Annotated in this window: 22 protein-coding genes and 1 riboswitch; of the genes, 4 read left to right on the top strand and 18 right to left on the bottom strand. The window is 43.3% G+C overall.

From position 1 onward, the window contains the following. Positions 1–27 precede the first annotated feature (27 nt). The 15 genes from sufU to CSV68_RS09080 all read right to left on the bottom strand — a co-directional run bounded on the left by sufU (position 28) and on the right by CSV68_RS09080 (position 16,423). Complete coding sequence (sufU, locus tag CSV68_RS09155) at positions 28–465, bottom strand: Fe-S cluster assembly sulfur transfer protein SufU (RefSeq protein ID WP_099634524.1); 438 nt, start codon at positions 463–465, stop codon at positions 28–30. After that, positions 455–1,684: a cysteine desulfurase gene (locus tag CSV68_RS09150; RefSeq protein WP_099634525.1), complete on the bottom strand. Its 1,230-nt coding sequence runs from the start codon at positions 1,682–1,684 to the stop codon at positions 455–457. Before CSV68_RS09150 ends, sufU begins: the two co-directional genes overlap by 11 nt. Beyond that, on the bottom strand, positions 1,684–2,991 hold the full coding sequence (gene sufD, locus CSV68_RS09145) for a Fe-S cluster assembly protein SufD (protein ID WP_099634526.1): 1,308 nt from the start codon (positions 2,989–2,991) through the stop codon (positions 1,684–1,686). The genes CSV68_RS09150 and sufD overlap by 1 nt, the downstream gene beginning before the upstream one ends. Positions 2,992–3,009: 18 nt before the next feature. After that, positions 3,010–3,789 carry a Fe-S cluster assembly ATPase SufC gene (sufC, locus tag CSV68_RS09140; protein WP_099634527.1) on the bottom strand — a complete coding sequence of 260 codons (780 nt, stop codon included), beginning with the start codon at positions 3,787–3,789 and terminating at the stop codon, positions 3,010–3,012. A gap of 267 nt (positions 3,790–4,056) precedes the next feature. Beyond that, positions 4,057–5,238 (bottom strand): dicarboxylate/amino acid:cation symporter, encoded by a 1,182-nt coding sequence (locus CSV68_RS09135; RefSeq protein WP_099661974.1) that lies wholly within the window; start codon positions 5,236–5,238, stop codon positions 4,057–4,059. 410 nt (positions 5,239–5,648) lie between these two features. After that, positions 5,649–6,506 (bottom strand): MetQ/NlpA family ABC transporter substrate-binding protein, encoded by an 858-nt coding sequence (locus CSV68_RS09130; protein ID WP_099661973.1) that lies wholly within the window; start codon positions 6,504–6,506, stop codon positions 5,649–5,651. A gap of 64 nt (positions 6,507–6,570) precedes the next feature. Further along, a complete protein-coding gene (locus CSV68_RS09125; RefSeq protein WP_099634530.1) occupies positions 6,571–7,239 on the bottom strand; it encodes a methionine ABC transporter permease in 669 nt (222 codons plus the stop codon). Next, positions 7,232–8,257 (bottom strand): methionine ABC transporter ATP-binding protein, encoded by a 1,026-nt coding sequence (locus tag CSV68_RS09120; protein ID WP_099634531.1) that lies wholly within the window; start codon positions 8,255–8,257, stop codon positions 7,232–7,234. The genes CSV68_RS09125 and CSV68_RS09120 overlap by 8 nt, the downstream gene beginning before the upstream one ends. A 378-nt stretch (positions 8,258–8,635) precedes the next feature. Further along, a riboswitch (SAM riboswitch) is annotated at positions 8,636–8,741 on the bottom strand. A 49-nt stretch (positions 8,742–8,790) separates the two neighbouring features. Next, positions 8,791–9,090, bottom strand: a complete 300-nt coding sequence (locus CSV68_RS09115) for a thioredoxin family protein (RefSeq protein WP_099634532.1) — start codon at positions 9,088–9,090, stop codon at positions 8,791–8,793. Next, positions 9,083–9,436 carry a toprim domain-containing protein gene (locus CSV68_RS09110; RefSeq protein ID WP_099634533.1) on the bottom strand — a complete coding sequence of 118 codons (354 nt, stop codon included), beginning with the start codon at positions 9,434–9,436 and terminating at the stop codon, positions 9,083–9,085. The genes CSV68_RS09115 and CSV68_RS09110 overlap by 8 nt, the downstream gene beginning before the upstream one ends. A gap of 62 nt (positions 9,437–9,498) precedes the next feature. Then, entirely contained in the window at positions 9,499–9,879 is a 381-nt protein-coding gene (gcvH, locus tag CSV68_RS09105) for a glycine cleavage system protein GcvH (RefSeq protein ID WP_029054457.1), read from the bottom strand. Between the two features lie 76 nt (positions 9,880–9,955). Beyond that, entirely contained in the window at positions 9,956–10,315 is a 360-nt protein-coding gene (locus CSV68_RS09100) for an arsenate reductase family protein (protein WP_099634534.1), read from the bottom strand. Between the two features lie 687 nt (positions 10,316–11,002). Then, positions 11,003–12,802, bottom strand: coding sequence for an acyl-CoA dehydrogenase family protein (locus CSV68_RS09090; RefSeq protein WP_369823520.1), 1,800 nt, complete (start codon positions 12,800–12,802; stop codon positions 11,003–11,005). 33 nt (positions 12,803–12,835) lie between these two features. Beyond that, positions 12,836–14,011: an acetyl-CoA C-acetyltransferase gene (locus CSV68_RS09085; RefSeq protein WP_099634537.1), complete on the bottom strand. Its 1,176-nt coding sequence runs from the start codon at positions 14,009–14,011 to the stop codon at positions 12,836–12,838. Between the two features lie 27 nt (positions 14,012–14,038). After that, positions 14,039–16,423, bottom strand: a complete 2,385-nt coding sequence (locus CSV68_RS09080) for a 3-hydroxyacyl-CoA dehydrogenase/enoyl-CoA hydratase family protein (protein WP_099661972.1) — start codon at positions 16,421–16,423, stop codon at positions 14,039–14,041. Positions 16,424–16,631: 208 nt separating this feature from the next. Between CSV68_RS09080 and CSV68_RS09075 the strand changes: the two genes are divergently transcribed. Then, the gene (locus CSV68_RS09075) at positions 16,632–16,952 is read left to right on the top strand and encodes a thioredoxin family protein (protein WP_085426827.1); all 321 of its coding nucleotides are present in this window, start codon (positions 16,632–16,634) and stop codon (positions 16,950–16,952) included. Positions 16,953–17,297: 345 nt separating this feature from the next. Further along, complete coding sequence (locus tag CSV68_RS09070; RefSeq protein WP_099634540.1) at positions 17,298–17,813, top strand: C39 family peptidase; 516 nt, start codon at positions 17,298–17,300, stop codon at positions 17,811–17,813. On the opposite strand, the gene CSV68_RS09065 is transcribed toward CSV68_RS09070, so the two are convergent. Then, entirely contained in the window at positions 17,802–18,689 is an 888-nt protein-coding gene (locus CSV68_RS09065) for a 5'-3' exonuclease (protein ID WP_099634541.1), read from the bottom strand. The genes CSV68_RS09070 and CSV68_RS09065 overlap by 12 nt on opposite strands. 114 nt (positions 18,690–18,803) lie before the next feature. Here CSV68_RS09065 and CSV68_RS09060 point away from each other — a divergent pair, with 114 nt between their 5' ends. Continuing rightward, positions 18,804–19,328, top strand: coding sequence for a hypothetical protein (locus CSV68_RS09060; RefSeq protein ID WP_233190447.1), 525 nt, complete (start codon positions 18,804–18,806; stop codon positions 19,326–19,328). Between the two features lie 40 nt (positions 19,329–19,368). Further along, the gene (locus tag CSV68_RS09055) at positions 19,369–19,842 is read left to right on the top strand and encodes a hypothetical protein (protein WP_158233507.1); all 474 of its coding nucleotides are present in this window, start codon (positions 19,369–19,371) and stop codon (positions 19,840–19,842) included. 360 nt (positions 19,843–20,202) lie between these two features. On the opposite strand, the gene CSV68_RS09050 is transcribed toward CSV68_RS09055, so the two are convergent. Both CSV68_RS09050 and CSV68_RS17625 read right to left on the bottom strand, forming a co-directional pair. Continuing rightward, positions 20,203–20,889, bottom strand: coding sequence for a DNA alkylation repair protein (locus CSV68_RS09050; protein ID WP_099661971.1), 687 nt, complete (start codon positions 20,887–20,889; stop codon positions 20,203–20,205). A gap of 24 nt (positions 20,890–20,913) precedes the next feature. Continuing rightward, positions 20,914–21,267: a CotY/CotZ family spore coat protein gene (locus CSV68_RS17625; protein ID WP_368665179.1), complete on the bottom strand. Its 354-nt coding sequence runs from the start codon at positions 21,265–21,267 to the stop codon at positions 20,914–20,916. Positions 21,268–21,390: the final 123 nt, after the last annotated feature.

Here is a 21,390-nt window from a genome sequence, read left to right as displayed (position 1 = left end):
CCATAATTGCTCGTACTATGGCCAAGGTCACTGCGACTCGCCAGAGACTCCCTTTTCCATCGCCTTCCAGCTCAATGTTGCACATTTTATGCGGGCAGGGAATTGCGCGACACCCGATAGTGCTTCTAAGTCGTCAAGATCAATCGACTCATCAATATCTTTGCCTAGCATCATATCTGAAAAAGTATGAGCTAATTGCAATGCGCGCTCTGTTGTTTCACCTTTAATCATCTGTGTCATCATGGAAGCAGATGCCATTGAAATGGAACATCCTTCGCCTTCAAACTTAACATCCTTGACGATGTCGTCTTCTACGTTCATTGTTAAACGGATGACGTCACCACAAGTTGGATTGTTCATGTCGATTGTAACATTACCATTCTCCAAGACGCCTTTGTTTTTCGGGTGTTTATAATGCTCCATAATTACAGAACGATAAAGTTGATCTAATTTATTAGTAGACATCGTTAAAATACTCCTTTGTTGTGCGAAGTCCTTCCACGAGGCGATCTACGTCATCAGTGGTGTTGTAAAGATAGAAGCTAGCACGTGCTGTCGAAGAAACTTGTAACCATTTCATCAACGGTTGTGCACAATGGTGACCTGCACGAACAGCTATACCATTCATATCGAGTACAGTAGCAACATCGTGAGGATGGACGTCATCCAAATTGAATGTGACCAATCCTGCGCGCTTTTCTGGATCTCTTGGACCGTAAATGGTCAAACCGTCGATTTCAGACATTTTATCCATAGCATAACCAGCAAGTTCGTGTTCATGCTTTTCGATAGCATCCAAACCGATTTCTTCCAGGAAGTCGATGGCTGCACCGAGTCCGATAGCTCCTGCAATAATAGGTGTGCCGCCTTCAAATTTCCAAGGCAACTCTTTCCATGTGGATTCGTATAATCCGACAAAATCAATCATTTCGCCGCCGAATTCGATAGGTTCCATATTATTGAGCAAATCCTTCTTACCGTAGAGGACACCGATACCGGTAGGTCCACACATTTTGTGTCCGGAAAATGCAAGGAAGTCGCAATCTAGATTCTGTACATCTATTTTTAAATGCGGAGCTGCTTGTGCAGCATCCACACACATTACTGCTCCATGCTGATGGGCAATTTTTGTGATTTCTTCAATCGGATTCATGGTGCCGAGAACGTTGGAAACATACATGATGGAAACGATTTTCGTTTTGTCTGTAATAGTTTCCCGTACTTTATCAAGTGATAATGTACCGTCTTCTTCTAGATCAATATATTTTAACACGGCGCCAGTTTCTTTAGCGAGCTGCTGCCAAGGAATAATATTGGAGTGATGCTCCATATGTGTAATGACGATTTCGTCACCTTCCGAGACATTGGCACGACCATAGCTTTGCGCAACGGTGTTAATTGCTGTTGTTGTACCACGCATGAAGATTACTTCTTGCGTGGATTTAGCATTAATAAATTTACGGACTTTCTCACGAGCACCTTCATAACCATCTGTCGCACGATTTCCAAGTGTATGCACACCGCGGTGAACATTGGAGTTATCAAAGCGATAGTAGCGATCAAGTGTCTCAATTACTTGAACAGGCTTTTGTGAAGTTGCAGCGCTATCCAAATAAACAAGAGGATGTCCATTGATTTCTTGGTTTAATATAGGGAAATGATTGCGGATGTCTTTGCTGAGCATTAGCGCACTTTCCTTTCAATAACCTCCGTCAATTGTTTTCTAACTCCCGCGATTGGCAGTTTGCTAACAACCGGAGCTAAGAAACCATGAATGATGAGGCGTTCTGCTTCTTCTTGTGAAATACCACGGCTCATTAGATAGAACATTTGAAGTGGATCTACACGTCCTACTGAAGCTGCGTGACCTGCTGTTACATCATTTTCATCGATAAGCAAAATCGGGTTCGCGTCTCCGCGTCCTCTTTCACCTAACATAAGAATACGGGACTCTTGCACTGCGTTGGAACGAGTTGCACCTTTTGCGATACGTCCGATTCCGTTAAAGATAGCAGAGGAGTTTTCTTTCATTACACCATGCTTCAAGATGAAGCCGTCTGTATCAAGTCCCCAGTGTACGATTTCAGAAGTGAAGTTTTGTTTCTGGCTACCGCGTCCAACAACAACGGATTTCATATCACTTGATGAGCCGTCACCGACTAAATGTGTGATGTTTTCAGAAATCGTATTGCCGTCGTTCATCAGTCCTAGCGCCCACTCAATGCGAGCGTGAGGTCCAGTAACACCGCGACGGTTGACATAAGTTGTCATACCTTCCGCTAAAACGTCGACTGATCCGTAGACAATTTTCGCATTCGCCATAGCAAATACTTCAGAAACAATGTTCGCTTGAGTTTCTGCATGTTCCATAGTAGAAAGATAGCTTTCTACATACGTTACTTGGCTGTTTTCTTCTGCAACAATTACAACATGGTTAAATAATGATGCTTCCTCGTTATCGTGAATGAAGAGTACTTGCAGTGGATCTTCGATTACTACGTTTTTAGGTACGTAGACAAATACTCCACCGTTGATCAATGCTGCGTGAAGAGCCGTTAACTTATGCTCATCCACTTTGACACCGTCAGTCATCAAGTATTTCTGTAGCAACTCACTATGTTCACGTGATGCCGTGAAGATATCCGTCAAAATAACGCCTTGTGACTTCAAGTCCTCTGACAACGAAAGGTATGCAGGTGTATTATTGTGTTGCACGTAAATATTTTGTTGTTGTTCGTCATCGATCAATGCTTTTGCTTCAGTTGGCATTTCTTCCAACCCTGCGAAAATCGAGCTCTCAACTGTATGTGAAGGGAATTCCGTGAAATTCCACTTTGTAATCTTAGTTTTATCTGGTGTTGGCATTTCGAGCACTTCAGCTTTTGCTAGAGCGTTCGAACGAAAATCTGCCATCCAAGCAGCTTCCTCCACTTTTGCGGAATAAGAGCGGACGTCTTGTTCGGTCAATGCCAATGTTGTTTCAACCGTCATTTTGAGTCGTCCCCTTTCTTATGCTTCTTGTCCAACAGTTTCGTCTTCAATACCTAGTTCATTTTTAATCCAGTCATATCCTTCAACTTCTAGTTTCTTAGCTAATTCAGAACCACCCGTTTTAACAATCTTACCTTGCATGATAATATGCACTTTATCTGGCTCGATGTAATCTAACAAACGTTGGTAGTGAGTGATAATTAAGCAACCGAAGCCTTCTCCACGCATTTGGTTGATTCCGTTAGAAACAATTTTCAATGCGTCGATATCTAGACCAGAGTCAATCTCGTCAAGTACTGCAAACTTCGGCTTTAACATCATTAGCTGGAGAATTTCATTACGCTTTTTCTCTCCACCTGAGAAACCTTCGTTCAAATAACGAGTTGCCATATCTTCTTCCATTTCAAGAACTTCCATCTTGCTATCCATTTCACGAATGAATTTCATCAAAGAAATTTCATCGCCTTCTTCACGACGTGCGTTCACTCCAGAACGGAGGAAATCTGCGTTCGTTACGCCAGTGATTTCGCTTGGATATTGCATTGCTAGGAATAGACCAGCTTTCGCACGCTCATCTACTGCCATTGCTAGTACGTCTTCTCCATCGATTGTGATCGATCCAGAAGTCACTTCATATTTCGGGTGGCCCATGATTGCTGCTGCAAGCGTAGATTTCCCCGTACCATTGGGACCCATGATTGCATGGATCTCATTTGTATTTATTGTTAAGGTAATACCCTTTAAGATTTCTTTGTCCTCAATTTGGACATGAAGATCTTTAATTTCCAAAATTGCCATTCCAATACCTCCAGTATAATCGCGTTGAATGGTTATGATCCATTCTCTATTTAGTATCATTCTAATCTTAACCCATATTCGGGTTGGTTGCAAATCTTTAAGAATCATTACACATATTGATTAATTTCGTCGCCACTACGCAGATGAGTATATTTTTCATGACTATTATTTTTCATTTGACAACTAGTGAATGAGAATCAATTAAACCTTAGTACATAAGAATTAGACGGCAAAAAAGCCGGTTAAGTAACCGACTTCTCTACTACTTTATACTTTTTTTGTGAAACGGTCGACGATCATCGCAAGCGCACCGTCACCTGTTACGTTTGTTGCTGTTCCGAAACTATCCTGCGCCAAATACAGCGCGATCATCAATGCTACCATGCTCTCATTGAAGCCTAGCATGCTCGTAAGAAGTCCAGTTGCCGCAACTACCGCGCCACCTGGTACGCCAGGTGCCGCGATCATTGCAACACCGAGCATGAAAATGAATTGCAGATAAGCTCCAAAACTAATGTCGATTCCATTCATCATCATGACTCCTACGGAACAAGAAACGATCGTAATCGTACTACCTGACAAGTGAATCGTTGCAAATAATGGTATCGCAAAGTTTGTAACCCGTTCAGAAGCACCAGTCTTTTTCGCTTGCCGAAGCGTAACAGGAATCGTAGCAGCTGAAGATTGCGTACCGATTGCTGTTAAATAAGCAGGAAGCATCGTTTTCATTAAGACAAACGGATTCTTCTTGTTCAATGTGCCTGCTACCGTGTACTGGAATGTCAGCATGATTAAATGAAGTACGATAATCATAATGAAAACAAATACAAAGACAGAAAGCACATTCGCTACTTCCCCTGTATACGTCATATTCAGGAAAATCCCGAATATATGGAATGGTAATAGTGGAATGATCACGACAGAAATAACTTTATCAATAATTAAGTTAAACTCTTCGAAAAATGACAGCATCGTCTTGCCTTTAATCGCTGCCATACCAATTCCAAGTAAGAATGCCATCAGTAGCGCAGTCATAATACCCATCATCGGATCCATTTCCATTTTGAAAAATGCTTTTCCTGCTGTACGTGCACCTTCAGCAATTTCTGTATTAGTAGATTCACGAATAAAATTCGGCAAGATAGTGGTTGCCGCAAAATACGCAAGCAATCCCGCAATAACCGTGGAACCATACGCAAAAGCAGCAGACATTCCAAGTAATTTCCCTGAACCTGCCCCAAGCTTTGCAATACTTGGTGCGATAAACGCGATGATAATCAGTGGCACGACAAAGTTCAAGAATCCACCGAATAACATATTAAAAGTAGCTGCTAAACGGACGAACCAATGCGCAACCCCTTCATGGAGCATCGGCAATAACAAACCAAGCCCGATCGCTAGCCCAATAGCGATCAGAATTCGCCAAATGAGCCCTAATTTAAACTTCACAATACGTCCTCCTCAAATACACATATGTATTACCCAAACAAAATTAACTTTATCACAAGTCGATAGAATAAAGAAGATTTTGTTTGGTTTTTATTGATATTTTTCTTGATGGGTTTGAGGTGGAGTGGTTTTGATGTTGGGTAGGGCGAATTGTTTGCGGTATTGAGCGGTTGTCGCGCTAGATTGAGCGGATAGCTTGGCACATTGATCGAATCACGCACCTGATAGAGCGGACAAACATCACCATTGAGCGGTTTACGTTCTACATAGAGCGAATAACCCAACACATTGAGCGCTTAACGCACTTCATAGAGTAGTTAGCCCTAAATTTTGTACAATTAATCCAAAACATCCACCACTCATACAAATAAAAAAGCCGGCAGCTGCAATAGCTACCGGCCCTCACATGATTATTTTACTGGAACAACTGATCCAGACCATTCATTCAAAATGAAATCTTGAATTTGCTCTGAAGTTAATACTTCTACCAACGCTTTGATAGCATCGCTGTCTTCGTTACCGCTCTTCACAGCAATTACGTTAACATATGGTGATTCTTTATCTTCCAATGCGATCGAATCTTCCATTGGATTCAAGCCTGCATCGATAGCGTAGTTGGAGTTGATCAACAGTGCATCGCCTTCATCATTATTATATAGCTGAGGCATTAATGCCGCTTCGTAGTTTGCATCAAACTCCAAGTTCTTTGGATTTTCTACGATGTCGCCTACTTCAGCTTTCACTTTTTCTACGTCGTCAGCTAGCTTGATCAATCCTTTTTCTTCAAGCATTGCTAGTACACGGCCGTGGTCAGCAACAGAGTTACTGATTAAGATCGTCGCACCGTCAGGAAGTTCTTCTAGTGAATCATATTTCTTAGAATACACACCGATTGGTTCGATGTGGATGGCGCCTGCATTGACGAAATCATAGCCAAAATCAGCAATTTGGCTCTCTAGATACGGAATGTGTTGGAAGTAGTTCGCGTCAATTGTACCTTCTTCTAGATCTTTATTTGGCAATACATAGTCTGTGTAACTTTCAATTGTTAAGTCATAGCCTTTTGCAGCTAATAGTGGCTTAGCTTCCTCCAAGATTACTGCGTGCGGTGTGTTAGACGCACCGACTATCAGCGACGTTTTCTCGCCTTTTTCCGCATCATCTACATCTGGTGCTCCATTATCTTTACTACCCTCGTCTTTTGTTCCGCAAGCTGCCAGTGCAAGCACTAATACAGCTGCGAATAGACCGAATAAAAACTTCTTCATGTCCACATTTCTCCCTCTCCATTATGGAATGTTTTATGGTTAACAGGTTTCCCTGAAAATCCTATTATCGCTTGTCCAAACGTTTTACAATGAAATCACCAATAAACTGAATGATAAACACGATAACTAACACTAAAATCGTTGCCATCATCGTGACATCTCCACGGTTACGCTGGAACCCTTCGAGATACGCGAGCGTACCGAGTCCTCCAGCACCGATTACTCCTGCCATCGCTGTGTAGCCAACAAGCGCAATCGACGTCACCGTAATCCCTGACACGAGTGCAGGCATGGATTCTGGCAACAAGACTTTGAAAATGATCGTAGACGTTTTGGCACCCATCGAACGTGCCGCTTCGATAACCCCTTTATCGATTTCCTGCAATGCAATTAATACCATGCGTCCGTAAAACGGAGCTGCACCAATAATTAACGCAGGCAATGCGGCATTCGGTCCACGCATACTTCCTATTAATAAATTAGTCAGCGGCAACAATAAAATGATCAAAATGATAAACGGAATCGATCGGAATATATTTACAAATGCGCCTGTAAAGACATTCGTGATTTTATTTGCCCATAACTGTCCAGGATTTGTTAAAAACAATAACAGTCCGAGTCCAATACCAAAAATAAACGTGAAGACTGTTGAGTAGGCAGACATATAAAGCGTCTCGCCCGTTGCTTGCCACATTTTATCCCAGTTAACGTTTGGGAACCATTGCTCAATCATGGACCAGCACCTCCGTCTTCACTTCATTGGCATCAAGGAAAGCAATAGCTTCCTCGATAACTGCCACGTCCCCTACTAGTTGCAAGACGAGTGTACCGTATGCGCCGTCACGTGTCGTCGAAATATTCCCTTGTACGATGTTGACGTCGATTGGGAATTTACGAATCAATTCAGCAAGTACCGGCTGCTCTGTACGTTCGCCAATGAAAGCTAGCTTGATCAACTTGCCGTGCGGTGATTCTTCCTGTAAATGCGTCATCGCCGCGTCCGTATCGCCGGTATCCGTTACTTGCGAGATGAAACGCTTCGTAATATCCGCTTGTGGGGATTGGAAAACATCCAGTACATTACCCGCCTCTACTACTTTCCCCGCCTCCATGACCGCTACGCGATGACAGATTTTGCGGATGACGTGCATTTCATGCGTAATCAAAACAATTGTTAGTCCAAGTCGTTCATTAATATCTGTCAATAAGTCCAGAATAGCATTCGTCGTTTCAGGATCTAGTGCGGACGTTGCTTCATCACAAAGCAATACTTCTGGATCATTCGCAAGCGCGCGTGCAATGCCGACACGTTGCTTCTGACCACCTGATAATTGCGATGGATACGCCTGTTCACGGCCCGTCAGTCCAACGAGATCAATCAATTCCTTCACTTTTTGCTTTCGTGCCGATTTCTTCACGCCAGCAATTTCAAGAGGAAACATAATATTTTCTTCTACCGTTCTTGACCACAGTAGATTAAAGTGCTGGAAGATCATACTGATTTTCTGACGTGCATCGCGAAGGCCAGAACCTTTCAATGTCGTCATTTCTTGCCCGTGAATCATAATACTGCCGGACGTAGGTGTTTCAAGACCATTTAATAATCGAATTAATGTACTTTTCCCTGCCCCACTGTAACCGATGACGCCGAAAATTTCTCCCTCTTCGATGGCTAATGTCACGTCATCTACCGCGACAATTTCTGAACGGTTCAATTGGAATCTTTTATGAACGTTTGTTAGTTGAATCATTTTCCGCACCACCTTGATTAAGTCTTTTTGTTGTGTTTTTTGAAAGCTACATGGCGCTTTCCGCTTTTGTTTCATCTAGCTTCAGATGCCAGCTCCACGGGTCGTTTCGATCTTACATTCAAGGCAAAAAGCACCTTGCTTGTAAGCTCTCCAACGCCTGTCGGAGCTAAACGGCATCTTCCGCTTTTGTTTCATCCAGCTGCAAGCGCCAGGCTCTCGGGTCGTTTCAGACTTTACAAAAAGGCAAAGTGCGCCTTTGTGGAAAGTCCTCCAACGCCTGTCGAGCCTACATGGCGCTTTCCGCTTTTGTTAATAAAAAAAGCCTTCCTGCAGACAAGCAGAAAGGCCGAACGTATATAGTTATGTACGTTACCATTTCTCTCATCTATCAAAGCGTTAGGCTTTGAGTGAATTGGCACCATTTCACATATGTGACGGTTGCCGGGCTTCATAGGGCACTTCCCTCCACCGCTCTTTATAAGAGTTACGTATTCAATTGATTAACTACTTATACCATACTTTGATTTCTTTTGTCAACTGAGCTTCTCTAGCAGATACGGGACGGATTGAAAGGCGTAAATTTTTTCTAATGGTTGTCCTTTGCGTTGAATGAGTAAACAAGGAACGCTTTCCACCTCATATTCTATTGCGATGTCTTGGACGTAATTTAAGTCCGCCTTTCCAATCGGTAGTTTCGGGCGCATTGCCTCGATCACCGTAAGCATTTTTGAAGCGACTGCACACGTTCCACACATCGGTGTATATAAATAAAAAGCGGCTACTTGCTCTGCCGCCTGTGCGCGTTGCCAGTCTTCAATTGTCCAATTATTCATGTGGTCCACCTGCCAAGTATTTGGAATGTACTTTAAAATTGGCGGCAGCTAAAATGCTAGCCAATAGTTTAATGGGTGTCGTTTCTACTTCGCGGTAGAGACGATCGGTATATAAATGTCTCGCTTCTGGATACAGTTGTTTGAACAGCTTACGAATGGACTCACCTGACGCGTCCGCATCCATAAAAACAAACAGGTCCTGCTGCTCATACGGTTCAAGCAGTTCCTCAATATGGTACGCGCTGATGGTGCCATTCGTACAAAGAATCTCTACAGGCTCGGCAAGGATCGGCACTAGCCGCTTACGATCCGAACCGCCTTCTACAATGAGAACTTTCGGGTCCATCCTGTTTCCTCCTAGCGTGTAAAAAAAGCACTGGGACGTTCCAGCGCTTTTCTTTTAGAATATTATTCAGCTGTCATTTCTTCGTACTGCTCAGCCGTCATTAACTCATCTAATTCAGCTTTGTTATCGATTTCAACTACTACCATCCATGCACCTTCGTATGGAGATTCGTTAACCAATTCAGGGCTGTCTTCAAGGTTTTCGTTCACTTCTACAACTTTACCAGTTAGTGGAGCATACAACTCAGAAACAGTTTTCACTGATTCAACACTTCCGAAAGGCTCGTCTGATTTTAATTGATCTCCAACTTGTGGAAGCTCAACGAATACGATATCCCCTAGTTCAGACTGTGCGAAATGTGTGATTCCAATACGGTATTTACCGTCTTCTTCTTTAACCCATTCGTGCTCTTCTGAATAACGTAAATCTTTTGGTGTGCTCATGTCGTTACCTCCAAAAATATAATAGTTAATCTACCTTTAGTTTGCCATAGTTCCCGCATAAAGACAAGATTCTAGATCACTTCTTCCACGTTTCTGTGAAGGTTGTTTCATTAAATCCGACGGTTACTTTTTGGTTGTCAGAAACGATTGGGCGTTTAATGAGCATCCCATCTGAAGCGAGGAGCGCGATCTTTTCGTCGTCTGTCAGGGTAGGTAGTTTGTCTTTCAAATTGAGCTCGCGATATTTCATGCCGCTTGTGTTGAAGAACTTCTTCATTTCGAGCCCGGAGTTTGCGATCATGCTACGAAGGTCGTCTTCGCTCGGTGGTTGTTCGGCGATGTTGTGTTCTTCGAATGAAATCCCCTCGTTCTCGAGCCATTTCTTCGCTTTGCGGCATGTGGTACATTTCGGATAGCCGTAGTATGTGATAGTCATAGTCGTAATCCTCCTTTTTTTCAGTATAGCAAATAAAGGTGTGGGGGTACTAGCTAAGCGAAAGAAGAATAGGCTGACATGGGGCTAGGGTTGGGAATTGGCGCTACGGAGGGGGACGCTTTCCTAGAGGGGCCGCGGCGAGCCAACCAGTCGCTTCGCTCCCTTGGTTGTCTCTCCTGTCGACCTGATCCTCTGGGAGTCGCCCCCTCCTACACGCCAATTCCTTGCAATGTGAATGGATGAAACTTTTTGTTGTGCATTAAAGTAAGTGTTGTAATAGATTTTGAACTTCAGTAATTGTACTTAAATAAGTTAAAACAAAACAATAATTCACACACTACCTACAATGAGTGATCTAAGTCCTAGCAATATCAACGTAGGAGGGAAGCGGAAGTTGGGGGCGAAGTGCAAAGATGTGCTCCTAACGCTTCGCTTTTACTCGCAAAAGCCGTTCTTCGTAACGGCTCTTCCCGCAGGATCAGCCCGATCAGGTGAGACAACCAAAAAGGAGCACAGCGACTTGGTTGGCTCACCGCGGGCCCATGGGAAAGCGTCCCCCAACTGGAGCTTCCATCCCGAACCACTCACAAATTCACTCACTACTCCCAAACACTCGCTTTTGAACTTAAACAATTCCAGAAACAACAAAAAACGCCCCACATTGGAGGCGTTTTGTCTAAGCTATGATTAAACGATATACTTCTCTGCTTCGATCAGCTTCACTGACGCTTCACGCTTCTTCGCAATCAAGTTATACGGATTGTTACGAGTCAACTTACGCAACGCCGAAATCATCATGCGCTGGTTGTCGCCGTCGACCGCTGCAAGCAATGTTTCTTTTGCTGCCGCTTCGATACGTCCGAACGCTTCTTGACAGAAGATCTGTGTATAAAGAAGCTTTTGGTTCTCTTTCTCTTCACCATTCTTGTTGATCGCCTTCTCCGTACGAAGCAATGCAGACTCCATACCGAATAGATCATTCGCAATATCTGCGATGTTCACAAGAATTTCTTGCTCCTGATCCAACTTCGTGCCATAACGCTGTGCTGCAAGTCCTGCAACCAAGATACCGATCTTCTTCGCGTTCTTCACAAGCGCCTTCTCTTGAGCCAATGCTTCGTCGCCCACTTCTTCCGGCATAAGCATTAACAACTCTTCTTGTAATGCTTGTGCTTGTTGAAGCAATGGTAATTCGCCTTTCATTGCTTTCTTCAAGAATGTGCCTGGAACGATCATACGGTTGATTTCATTCGTTCCTTCGAAGATACGGTTAATACGTGAGTCACGATAGATACGCTCTACTTCGTACTCAGCCATGAAGCCATAACCACCGTGAATTTGAACCGCTTCGTCAGAGATGTAATCCAACACTTCTGAACCTACTACTTTATTGATAGAACATTCAATTGCGTATTCAGCAATGGAAGCCGCCACTTTTGCGCCGTCTTTTTGCTCTTCAGGGCTCATCGCCGCGTTACGCTCTTCGAAGTATCCTACTGTACGATAGATCAAGCTTTCTGTTGCGTACAACATAGAAGCCATCGTACCGAACTTTTCTTTTGTTAAGTTGAATGAAGAAATCGGTGTGTCGAACTGCTTACGCTGATTCGCATATTTGATAGCTAATTCAAGTGCACGCTTCGATCCGCCGATTGTACCTACTCCAAGCTTGTAACGACCGATGTTTAGAATGTTGAACGCGATCACGTGTCCGCGACCAATTTCACCTAATAAGTTTTCAACAGGTACTTCTGCGTCTTCTAGAATCAACGTACGTGTAGAAGATGATTTGATACCCATTTTCTTCTCTTCCGGTCCTACTGAAACGCCCGGATACTCTTTTTCAACGATAAATGCTGTGAATTTGTCGCCATCTACTTTTGCGTAGACTACGAAGACATCAGCAAATGCAGAGTTCGTGATCCACTGTTTTTCACCGTTCAGTACATAGTGTGTACCTGCAGCGTTTAATTTAGCAGTTGTCTTCGCGCCTAATGCGTCTGATCCTGAGCTTGGCTCTGTCAATGCATAAGCGGAAATTTTCGCTCCACTTGCGGAGTTTGGCAAGTACTTCATTTTCTGCTCATGGTTACCGAATAATACAATCGGCAATGTACCGATTCCTACGTGCGCTCCGTGAGTGATTGAGAAGCCGCCTGCTACTGATAATTTCTCCGCAATCAATGCAGATGAAATCTTATCTAGTGCAAGTCCTTCATACTCTTCTGGAATGTCTGCTGCTAGAAGACCTAGATCTCCAGCTTTCTTCAGCAATGTTACAGAGTTCTCAAATTCATGGTTCTCTAGCTTTTCAATTAACGGTGTTACGTCATTTTTAACATACTCTTCCGTTGTTTTAGCAATCATCTTTTGCTCATCTGTGAAATCCTCTGGTGTGAAAACGCGATTAGCGTCCATATCCTCAGTTAAAAATGCCCCACCTTTTACGAATTCAGTCATAGTTGTTCCCTCCATAGCTTTAGTCATTTAATTTCCCCCTATTGTTTGTCTGTTTTATTTTTATAGAACTTCGAACACTCCAGCTGCTCCCATTCCGCCACCGATACACATCGTGACGACACCGTACTTTTTGCCTTGGCGTTTCAATTCATTAATTAATTTCAAAGTTAAAATAGTTCCTGTCGCGCCTAGTGGATGACCTGATGAAATCGCTCCACCATTGACGTTCACTTTATCCGTATCCAGTCCAAGTTCGCGAATCACTGCGAGTGACTGAGATGCGAATGCTTCATTGAGCTCGAACAGATCGATGTCTTCAATAGATAGACCTGCTAGTTTCAAAGCTTTTGGAACAGCTACAATCGGTCCAATCCCCATCACTTCTGGTGGAACGCCGCCTACTGCGAATGAAAGGAATTTTGCCATTGGCTTCAAGCCGCGCCCTTCAGCAACTTCTCGATCCATTAATAAAACCATTCCTGCACCGTCAGATGTTTGTGACGCGTTTCCAGCTGTGACAGAACCTGTCGCTGAGAAGGCCGGACGTAATTTCCCCAGAATCTCAGTCGTCGTACCTGGTCGTACGCCTTCATCCATTTCGAATAAAACCGTTTTTTCCTGATACTTGCCATCTGCATCGACAAAACGCTTCGTTACTTCAACTGGTACAATCTCATCGACAAATTTGTTTTCTTTGATTGCCGCTTGCGTACGTTTATGAGATTCAACCGCGAACGCGTCCTGATCTTCACGAGAGATGCCATACTTTTGCGCCACTTGCTCCGCTGTATGTCCCATTCCCATGTAGTATTCAGGTGCTTCTTCCGCCAGTTTAAAGTTCGGACGAATTGTATTTCCCATCATCGGGACCATACTCATCGATTCAACGCCACCCGCTAGAACTGCTTCCGAGTGACCTAGCATGATGCGTTCTGCCGCATAAGCAATCGACTGCAAACCGGATGAACAAAAACGGTTGACCGTTACAGCCGGTGTGGTATCTGGCAATCCTGCCAACGCGCCAATATTACGCGCTACGTTCATGCCTTGCTCCGCTTCTGGCATGGCACAACCGATGATTAAATCATCGATTGGTCCATCATAATTTCCTGCACGCTTCAATGTTTCCTTTATAGTCAACGCCCCTAAATCATCCGGACGTACAGTTGCCAAAGAACCTTTTCCTGCTTTTCCAATCGGTGTTCGAGCACCGGCTACAATTACTGCTTCGCGCATTCTGTTTCCTCCTTTAGCTATCTCTCATCAGTTACGTAACGGCTTACCCTTGACCAGCATATGCTGCATACGCTGCTGTGATTTCGGTTCTGCCACTAAACTCAAAAATGCTTCGCGTTCTAAATCCAGTAAGTACTGCTCATCAACACGTGTACCATACGGGATCTTCCCGCCTGACAGTACGTATGCGAGTTTCTTCGCAATCTTCAAATCATGTTCGCTAATGAATCCAGAACTGAACATTCCTTCTGCTGCAAGTAATAATGTCGCATAGCCTGAATCGCCTGTTACAGGAACTTTCGCTCTCTTTGGCGCTACATAGCCAGCTTCATATAATGACAAAGCAGCTTGCTTCGCATCATAGATCAGATGATCCGGATTGACACTAATGCCGTCTGCAAAGTCGAGGAAGTTGTTCTCTCTTGCTTCTTCAGCAGATGTCGACGTTTTCGCCATCGCAATCGATTCAAATACTTTATTTGCAATATGTTGATAATCAGTAGGTACACCGTTTGGTAAACCTTTTAAGTGCTTCTGATACAAGTTGACGTTACCGCCACCACCTGGAATCAAGCCTACCCCTACTTCAACTAGTCCCATATACGTTTCCATAGATGCCTGAATATGTGCAGCTGGAAGACAAACTTCTGCTCCGCCACCTAGTGTCATCTGGAATGGCGCCGCAACAACTGGCTTGCCACTATATTTGATCTTCAACATTGCGTTTTGGAATGAACGAATGACAAAGTCGAGTTCGAAAATATTATCATCTTGTGCTTCCATTAAAATCATGCCAAGGTTTGCACCAACACAGAAGTTTTTCCCCTGATTCCCGATCACAAGTCCTTTGAAATTCTGCTCCACTTCATCTACTGCGAAGTTGATCATCTGAATGATGTCTAAACCGATAGCATTCGATTGTGAATGGAATTCAAGTAAGGCTACACCATCACCAAGGTCAATCAAGCTTGCGCCAGAGTTCTTCTTAATGACACCGTGCTTTTTCTTATACTGTTTCAAGTTGATGGCTTTCTCATTTACTTGTACAGCTTGATAGTCCGTGCCATCGAAGTAGTACGTATCGCCATTCTCTTCTTTATAGAAAGTTTCATAGCCTTTATCAAGCAATGACTGAACGAATTCAGGGATTTCCTTGCCTTCTTCTTTCAGCAGATCAACAGACTTCTTCACGCCAATTGCGTCCCAAATTTCAAACGGCCCTTGTGTCCAGCCGAAGCCCCATTTCATTGCGTTGTCGATCGAAACGATATCGTCTGCAATTTCACCGTGAAGTTGTGCAGCGTATAGCATCGTCGGAGTTAATGTATTCCACAAGATCTCACCTGCACGATCTTTTGCATACAGTAACGTTTTCACTTTGTTTGCTAGTCCTTTTTGCTGTTTTGCCATCTCTATTGAAGGCGCTTTCATTTTCTGTGTAGGAACATATTCAAATGTCTTCATATCCAATTCCATAATGTCTCGGCCTTTTTTCACGTAGAAGCCTTGTTTTGCTTTCGCGCCGATCCAGCCATTATCGATCATTTTCGTGACGACATCAGGTAGTTCAAATGTTTTCTTCTCTTCACCCGTTGTCTGATCGTAGACGTTTTTCGCAACGTGCATATACGTATCTAGTCCCACGACATCTAATGTACGGAATGTTGCGGATGTCGGACGGCCGATTAATGTACCTGTAATCGAGTCAATTTCTCCGATTGTATAACCGCGTTCTAGCATTTCATGCAATGTCACTTGTAAACCATACGTTCCGATTCGGTTACCGATAAAGTTTGGCGTATCCTTCGCAATTACGACTCCCTTACCTAAACGATCCTCACCGAACACTGTCATGAATTCTACAACTTCAGGTGATGTGGTTTCTGTAGGAATAATCTCAAGCAATTTCAAGTATCTTGGAGGATTAAAGAAGTGTGTTCCAAGGAAGTGCTTCTGGAAATCTTCCGAACGTCCTTCTGTCATCGCTTCAATACTGATACCCGATGTATTGGATGAAATGATGGTGCCTGGCTTCCGCACATGTTCAATCTTTTCATATAAGCTCTTTTTAATATCTAAGTTTTCTACAACGACTTCAATGATCCAATCTACGTCTTTCAATTGATCCAAATGGTCCTCGAAGTTTCCTGGTGTAAGTAATGATAAACTTTTCTTCGTTGTCAGAGGTGCCGGTTTTTGTTTTAGTAATTTCTCCAATGCTGTAGCCGCAAACTTATTACGGAACTTTGGATCGTCATACGTTAATCCTTTTGCCTCGTCATCTGCACCTAATTTCGGTGGTACGATATCTAATAAAAGTACAGGAATCCCAATATTCGCCAAGTGTGCTGCGATACCAGAACCCATAACTCCAGATCCTAAAACTGCCGCTTTTCTAATTTGATAAGTCACGTGCAATCCTCCCCTTATGTTCTTTGAATGAACGCTCATTCATTTATAGCGTAAAAAAAATACGCGTTGCCTATAATTGTTAGTATAAATCATTTGAAACTATTTCGCAATATTTATTTCATATTTAATCAGACTTTTTAAAATAAGCAATTTAATACCAAACATTCTTTATTCATTGTACACTATTTACTGAATGGAGGCGATACAAGTGAAAGAAATTAAAACGGCAAGTGAGTTTGAAGAAATCATTGCAAGCGACAAACCAGTCCTTGTGAAATTCGAAGCAGGCTGGTGCCCAGACTGTAAGCGGATGGATATGTTCATCGATCCTATCGTTGAAAAATACGATACATACACATGGTATGATGCGGATCGCGACGTTATTCCTGAAATTGCTGAGAAGTATGAAGTCATGGGTATTCCAAGCTTGCTAGTCTTCAAAAATGGTGAGAAGCATGCACACTTGCATAGTGCGTTTGCAAAGTCACCTGAACAAGTCATGGCGTTTTTGGATGAAGTAAAAATCTAAAGATGATATGTAAAAATGCTGAGAGCCTATAGGTTCTCAGCATTTGTTTTATTGAGCGGTTATTGGGGTGGATCGAGCGGTTAAGTAGCTTGTATAAGCAGTAGACTGGCTTGATAGCTCACTTAACAAGATACAATGAGCGCATAGAGAGGTTCATTGAGCGCTTAAGCAGCAAGTATGAGCGGTTACCCCACTACATAGAGCGTATGATTGGCTGGATAGAGCACTTAACAAGATACATTGAGCGCATAGCCGGGGTCATTGAGCGTTTAAGCAACAAATATGAGCGCCACACGCCGCCACATCCACAAAACAACAACATTTCCCCTATAGGAGGAGTTCTATATGTCCAAATACATAGAAGTGAAAGGCAAATCGCAATATGACCTCGACATTGAACCACGCTACCGCCCGTCGGCTTGCGGACCTGTTACAGCGTATGTGTTGTTGCGTCATTTCTTCCCTGCTGAACAAACTCCTTCTATTAATGAGCTGTATAAAACATTGGGTAGTACGAAGATCGGTTTGCCTACTTGGCGCTTTGTTCGTAGGCTGAACCAACTGCTCGGCCCACTATGGAATGTGGAAACTTGTACTGCACAGCAGGCTATCGAGCAGATCGATGAAGACCGTCCTGTTGCTGTGAAATTTGATAAATGGTTCAAGTTCAAATGGCGTAGTCGTTTTTCATTTGATTATCACTGGGTCGTGATGGTTGGGTATGAATATGTAGACAATCATCTGCATGTACTCGTTCATGATCACGGTGGCAGAAATAGCGCGAGCCGTGTACGCTCCATCCCCTATGAGCCAAATAAAAAGATTTTGACGTTTGTTAAGTTCGAACCATTAGAACGGTGAAACAGCTAGTCCTTGTTTAGCGATCATGGAATAGCCGAGTTCTTCCATTACTTGGGCCATTTCTGCAGTGAATTCAGGAATGATTAATTCTTCTAAAGGATCATCCAGTTTGATTTCACAATGAATGGTTGCCAGATCCTTTGAAATCATCAACATCTCTTCTTCCGCATTTAGCTTCTTCTGTACGCCTGCCGTTAGTTTTTCTCTCGCTTCAAGCACGCCATCGACCGAACCATACTCCTGTATGAGCTTTAATGCGGTCTTCGGTCCAATCCCCTTCACTCCCGGATATCCGTCGCTTGAATCTCCAGTAAATGCTTTCATATCAATGAATTGCTTCGGCGTAATTCCATACTCTTCTATAAAACGAGCTTCCGTGTATTCATCATACTGCGTGAAGCCTTTTTTCGTTAGCGCAATCGACACATCCGGCTTCAATAGCTGAAGTAAATCTTTATCCCCCGACACCACTGTTAATTTTGCTTTGTCTTTCCACGTTTCCACTAGCGAACCAATTAGATCATCCGCTTCCATGTTCTTAATTCCATAACTCTTCCACCCTAGTGTTTCCGATACTTCACGTGCCATATCGAACTGCGGAATTAATTCCGGTGCAGGTGCTGGGCGATGCGCTTTATAGTCTGCGAATAATTCATTACGGAATGTTTTCGAGCCCATATCCCAGCACACCGCTAAATGTGTCGGTTGGAAAATCGAGATGGCACTCATCGTATGCCGCGCGAACCCTTGGACGCCATTCGTCGGTACATCCAATGCGTTGCGGAAAAACTGCCCGCTATGTGCAGTCGCAAAAAATGAACGGAACAACAACGCCATTCCGTCCACTACTAAAATATGAGGTTTATTTTCATTCATTATATTCCACTTCCTTTTTCTCTAGTTTAGCACAGCTGTCGCACGAAGAGACAGTAAGGTCAAAAATCCAACAGACTGCATATGATAAAACGAATAGAAAAGGAGGCGTACTAGTTGAATCCACAAGATGAGTTTATGGGGTACCCGCAATACTCAGATCAATATTGGCAAGGTGCTGGTCCACAAGGCTTCTCCACAGCACAATCGTTTTCTCCTTGGTTTCCAGGTATGCAAGGATCTCAAGGATTCCCAGGTATGCAATGGTTTCCGAGTTTGCCGGGCTTCCCTTCATCACCCGGCTTTCCACAGCAACCTAATTTCCCTGGACAGCAACCAGGTCGGCCAGGGAATCCAGGGTCACCAAACCAAGGTGGTCAGGCGGCTGCACCTACTTCCCCGCCACCAAATCAAATTCCAAGCTATCCAGAATTTCAGACGTTTGCGGTAGATCCAGGTGCTATCGCAGGTTGTTTGTATCGCTTTACGTATGTATGGACTTCACGACGAAATGGATTTTGGTTTTACCCGACATTTGTCGGTCGTCAATCCGTCGCAGGGTTTCAGTGGAATCCACGCAGATTCCGCTGGGAGTATATAGGCATTGATTTACAACGTATTGATCAGTTTCGCTGTGTCTGAAATCAGTCAAAATGAAGGAGTGATAGTTTGAATCAGCAGGATGAAGGCATGTGGTATCCGCAGCTGCCTGACGGTTATCCAGGTCAGCAGTATGATGCTCACCATCAACAGAGTCACCCGCAACACGGCCAACAACAGCAAGGGTGGCCAGGTGGAAACTCCCCTGGATATCCACCACCCAATCAACAAAATCCGCAATGGCCACCTGGTTATCCGGGTCACCAACAAGGATATCCACCGCAACATCAACCCGGTTATCCAAGTCAACCAAGTTATCCCGGTTACCCTCAACAACCGAATTATCCAGGGCATTCGGGTTATCCCGGACAGCCTGGCCATCAAGGGTATCCCGGACATCATCAACAGCATGGAAACCACGATCATCACCAAGGACACCAACACCATGGACAGCCAGGAAGTCAACCGCAGCAAAGTGCGCCAACTTCCGCTCCTCCAAACCAAATACCGAGCTATCCGGACGCTCATCTACGCGCTGTTGATCCCGGCGGTATAGCAGGTTGCTTGTATCGTTACACGTATGTATGGACTTCGCGAAACAAAGGGTTCTGGTACTACCCGACATTTGTTGGCAGAACTTCTATAGCTGGCTATCGATGGGATCCACGTCATTATCGCTGGGAGTATTATGGATTAGATTTGCAGAAAATTGATTCGTTCAGATGTATGTGAAATAAAATACTAATAAACGTAATCGAGCTAAGAGAAACCTGACCATTTGTCAGGTTTCTCTTATTTTTAATACATCTCTATTTATACAATAGTACATTGAACATACAGCCAAAGTGGGCTAGATCACTCTATTGTAAAATGCATACACATAACAAAAAAACCTAGTCATAAGACTAGGTTTTTGTTAACGCTTTTTCATACTCCGAATCAATTTCTTCATATCTTGCTCCACACGCGTCGACTCTGTGATTTTCTGTAACGTTTTATTATACGTAAACAAATCCAATGAATTCTCTCCTGCCAAATAATTCATCGTTTTGTCAGGCAACTTCACGAAGCAAATGGACAAAGCCCAAGCAACTGCCATTTTGACGTAATACCCTTCATGTTGCACACGATCTAACAAATCGATGACTCTATCGACATAGTCGGGCTCACTATAATAAATGAGCAACATGACAATTCCGAAGCGCAGTTCATACTCTTTCTCAGAAACTAGATAGGATTGGAGGAAAGACCAAACACGTTCTTTATTTTTCTTGGTCATTTTCAACCCCGAACAGAAGCTATCGCAAACTGACCAGTTATCTATTTTCGGCACAAATTCCGCTACGTACGTCAACAGCTCTTCCAAGTCCGCTTTTACATACCCAATAACCAGGCCCTGTAACATCACTTCTTCAAAGTACTCATCATTTGCTGTTTGTAAATACGCCCGCCAGTCACCTTTTGCGATCTCCTTTGCGAGTTGACGGAGTTCTGGCATACGTACCCCGAGTATATTATCGACATTCGGAATAAGTGCCGATGAGAACTTCTGATAGCCGGGATCTATTCGTTCAACTAATTGCTTTCTAATAGTATTGTGCATATTTTATCACCTATAGGTTTTCATTTATTTTTTCGGTTCAATGATAGGTAGTTTTCTATCAACTAGCTTAGGGGAAAATGGTGTGATTGTACAAAAACAATTGATATTAACTATGATACAGCTTTTTGTCTTCTTAAGGGAGTATAGTTCTTCGCAAGAGTCTACTGAATTCCCATCCATATCAACTGGCTCTAGTAAGGTTAATGTTGCACAGCATGTATCTATATCGAGTTTTTCCAATCTGAAGTACGGCGTCTTTATACATTTATAATGGGCGCTGAACGGTTTTTGTAACTCGCAGTCGTGAAGCGTAAAGGGGATCGTATCGTAGAGGGGAAACGAACAGACAAATTGAAATCCATGACCGAATTTAGTCATCAACGCTTGTTCTTCCAATAATTTCATCATCTCCACACACATCACACTTGGGTTATTCATTTTTTCAACCTTCCTTTCATATATACGTATCTTCTATATATATGATGGGGTTGAGAGATAGGT

Origin of the sequence: Sporosarcina sp. P29 (assembly GCF_002743265.1) — a bacterium.
Taxonomy (GTDB): Bacteria; Bacillota; Bacilli; order Bacillales_A; family Planococcaceae; genus Sporosarcina.
This window is presented reverse-complemented; position numbering and strand designations above follow the sequence as displayed.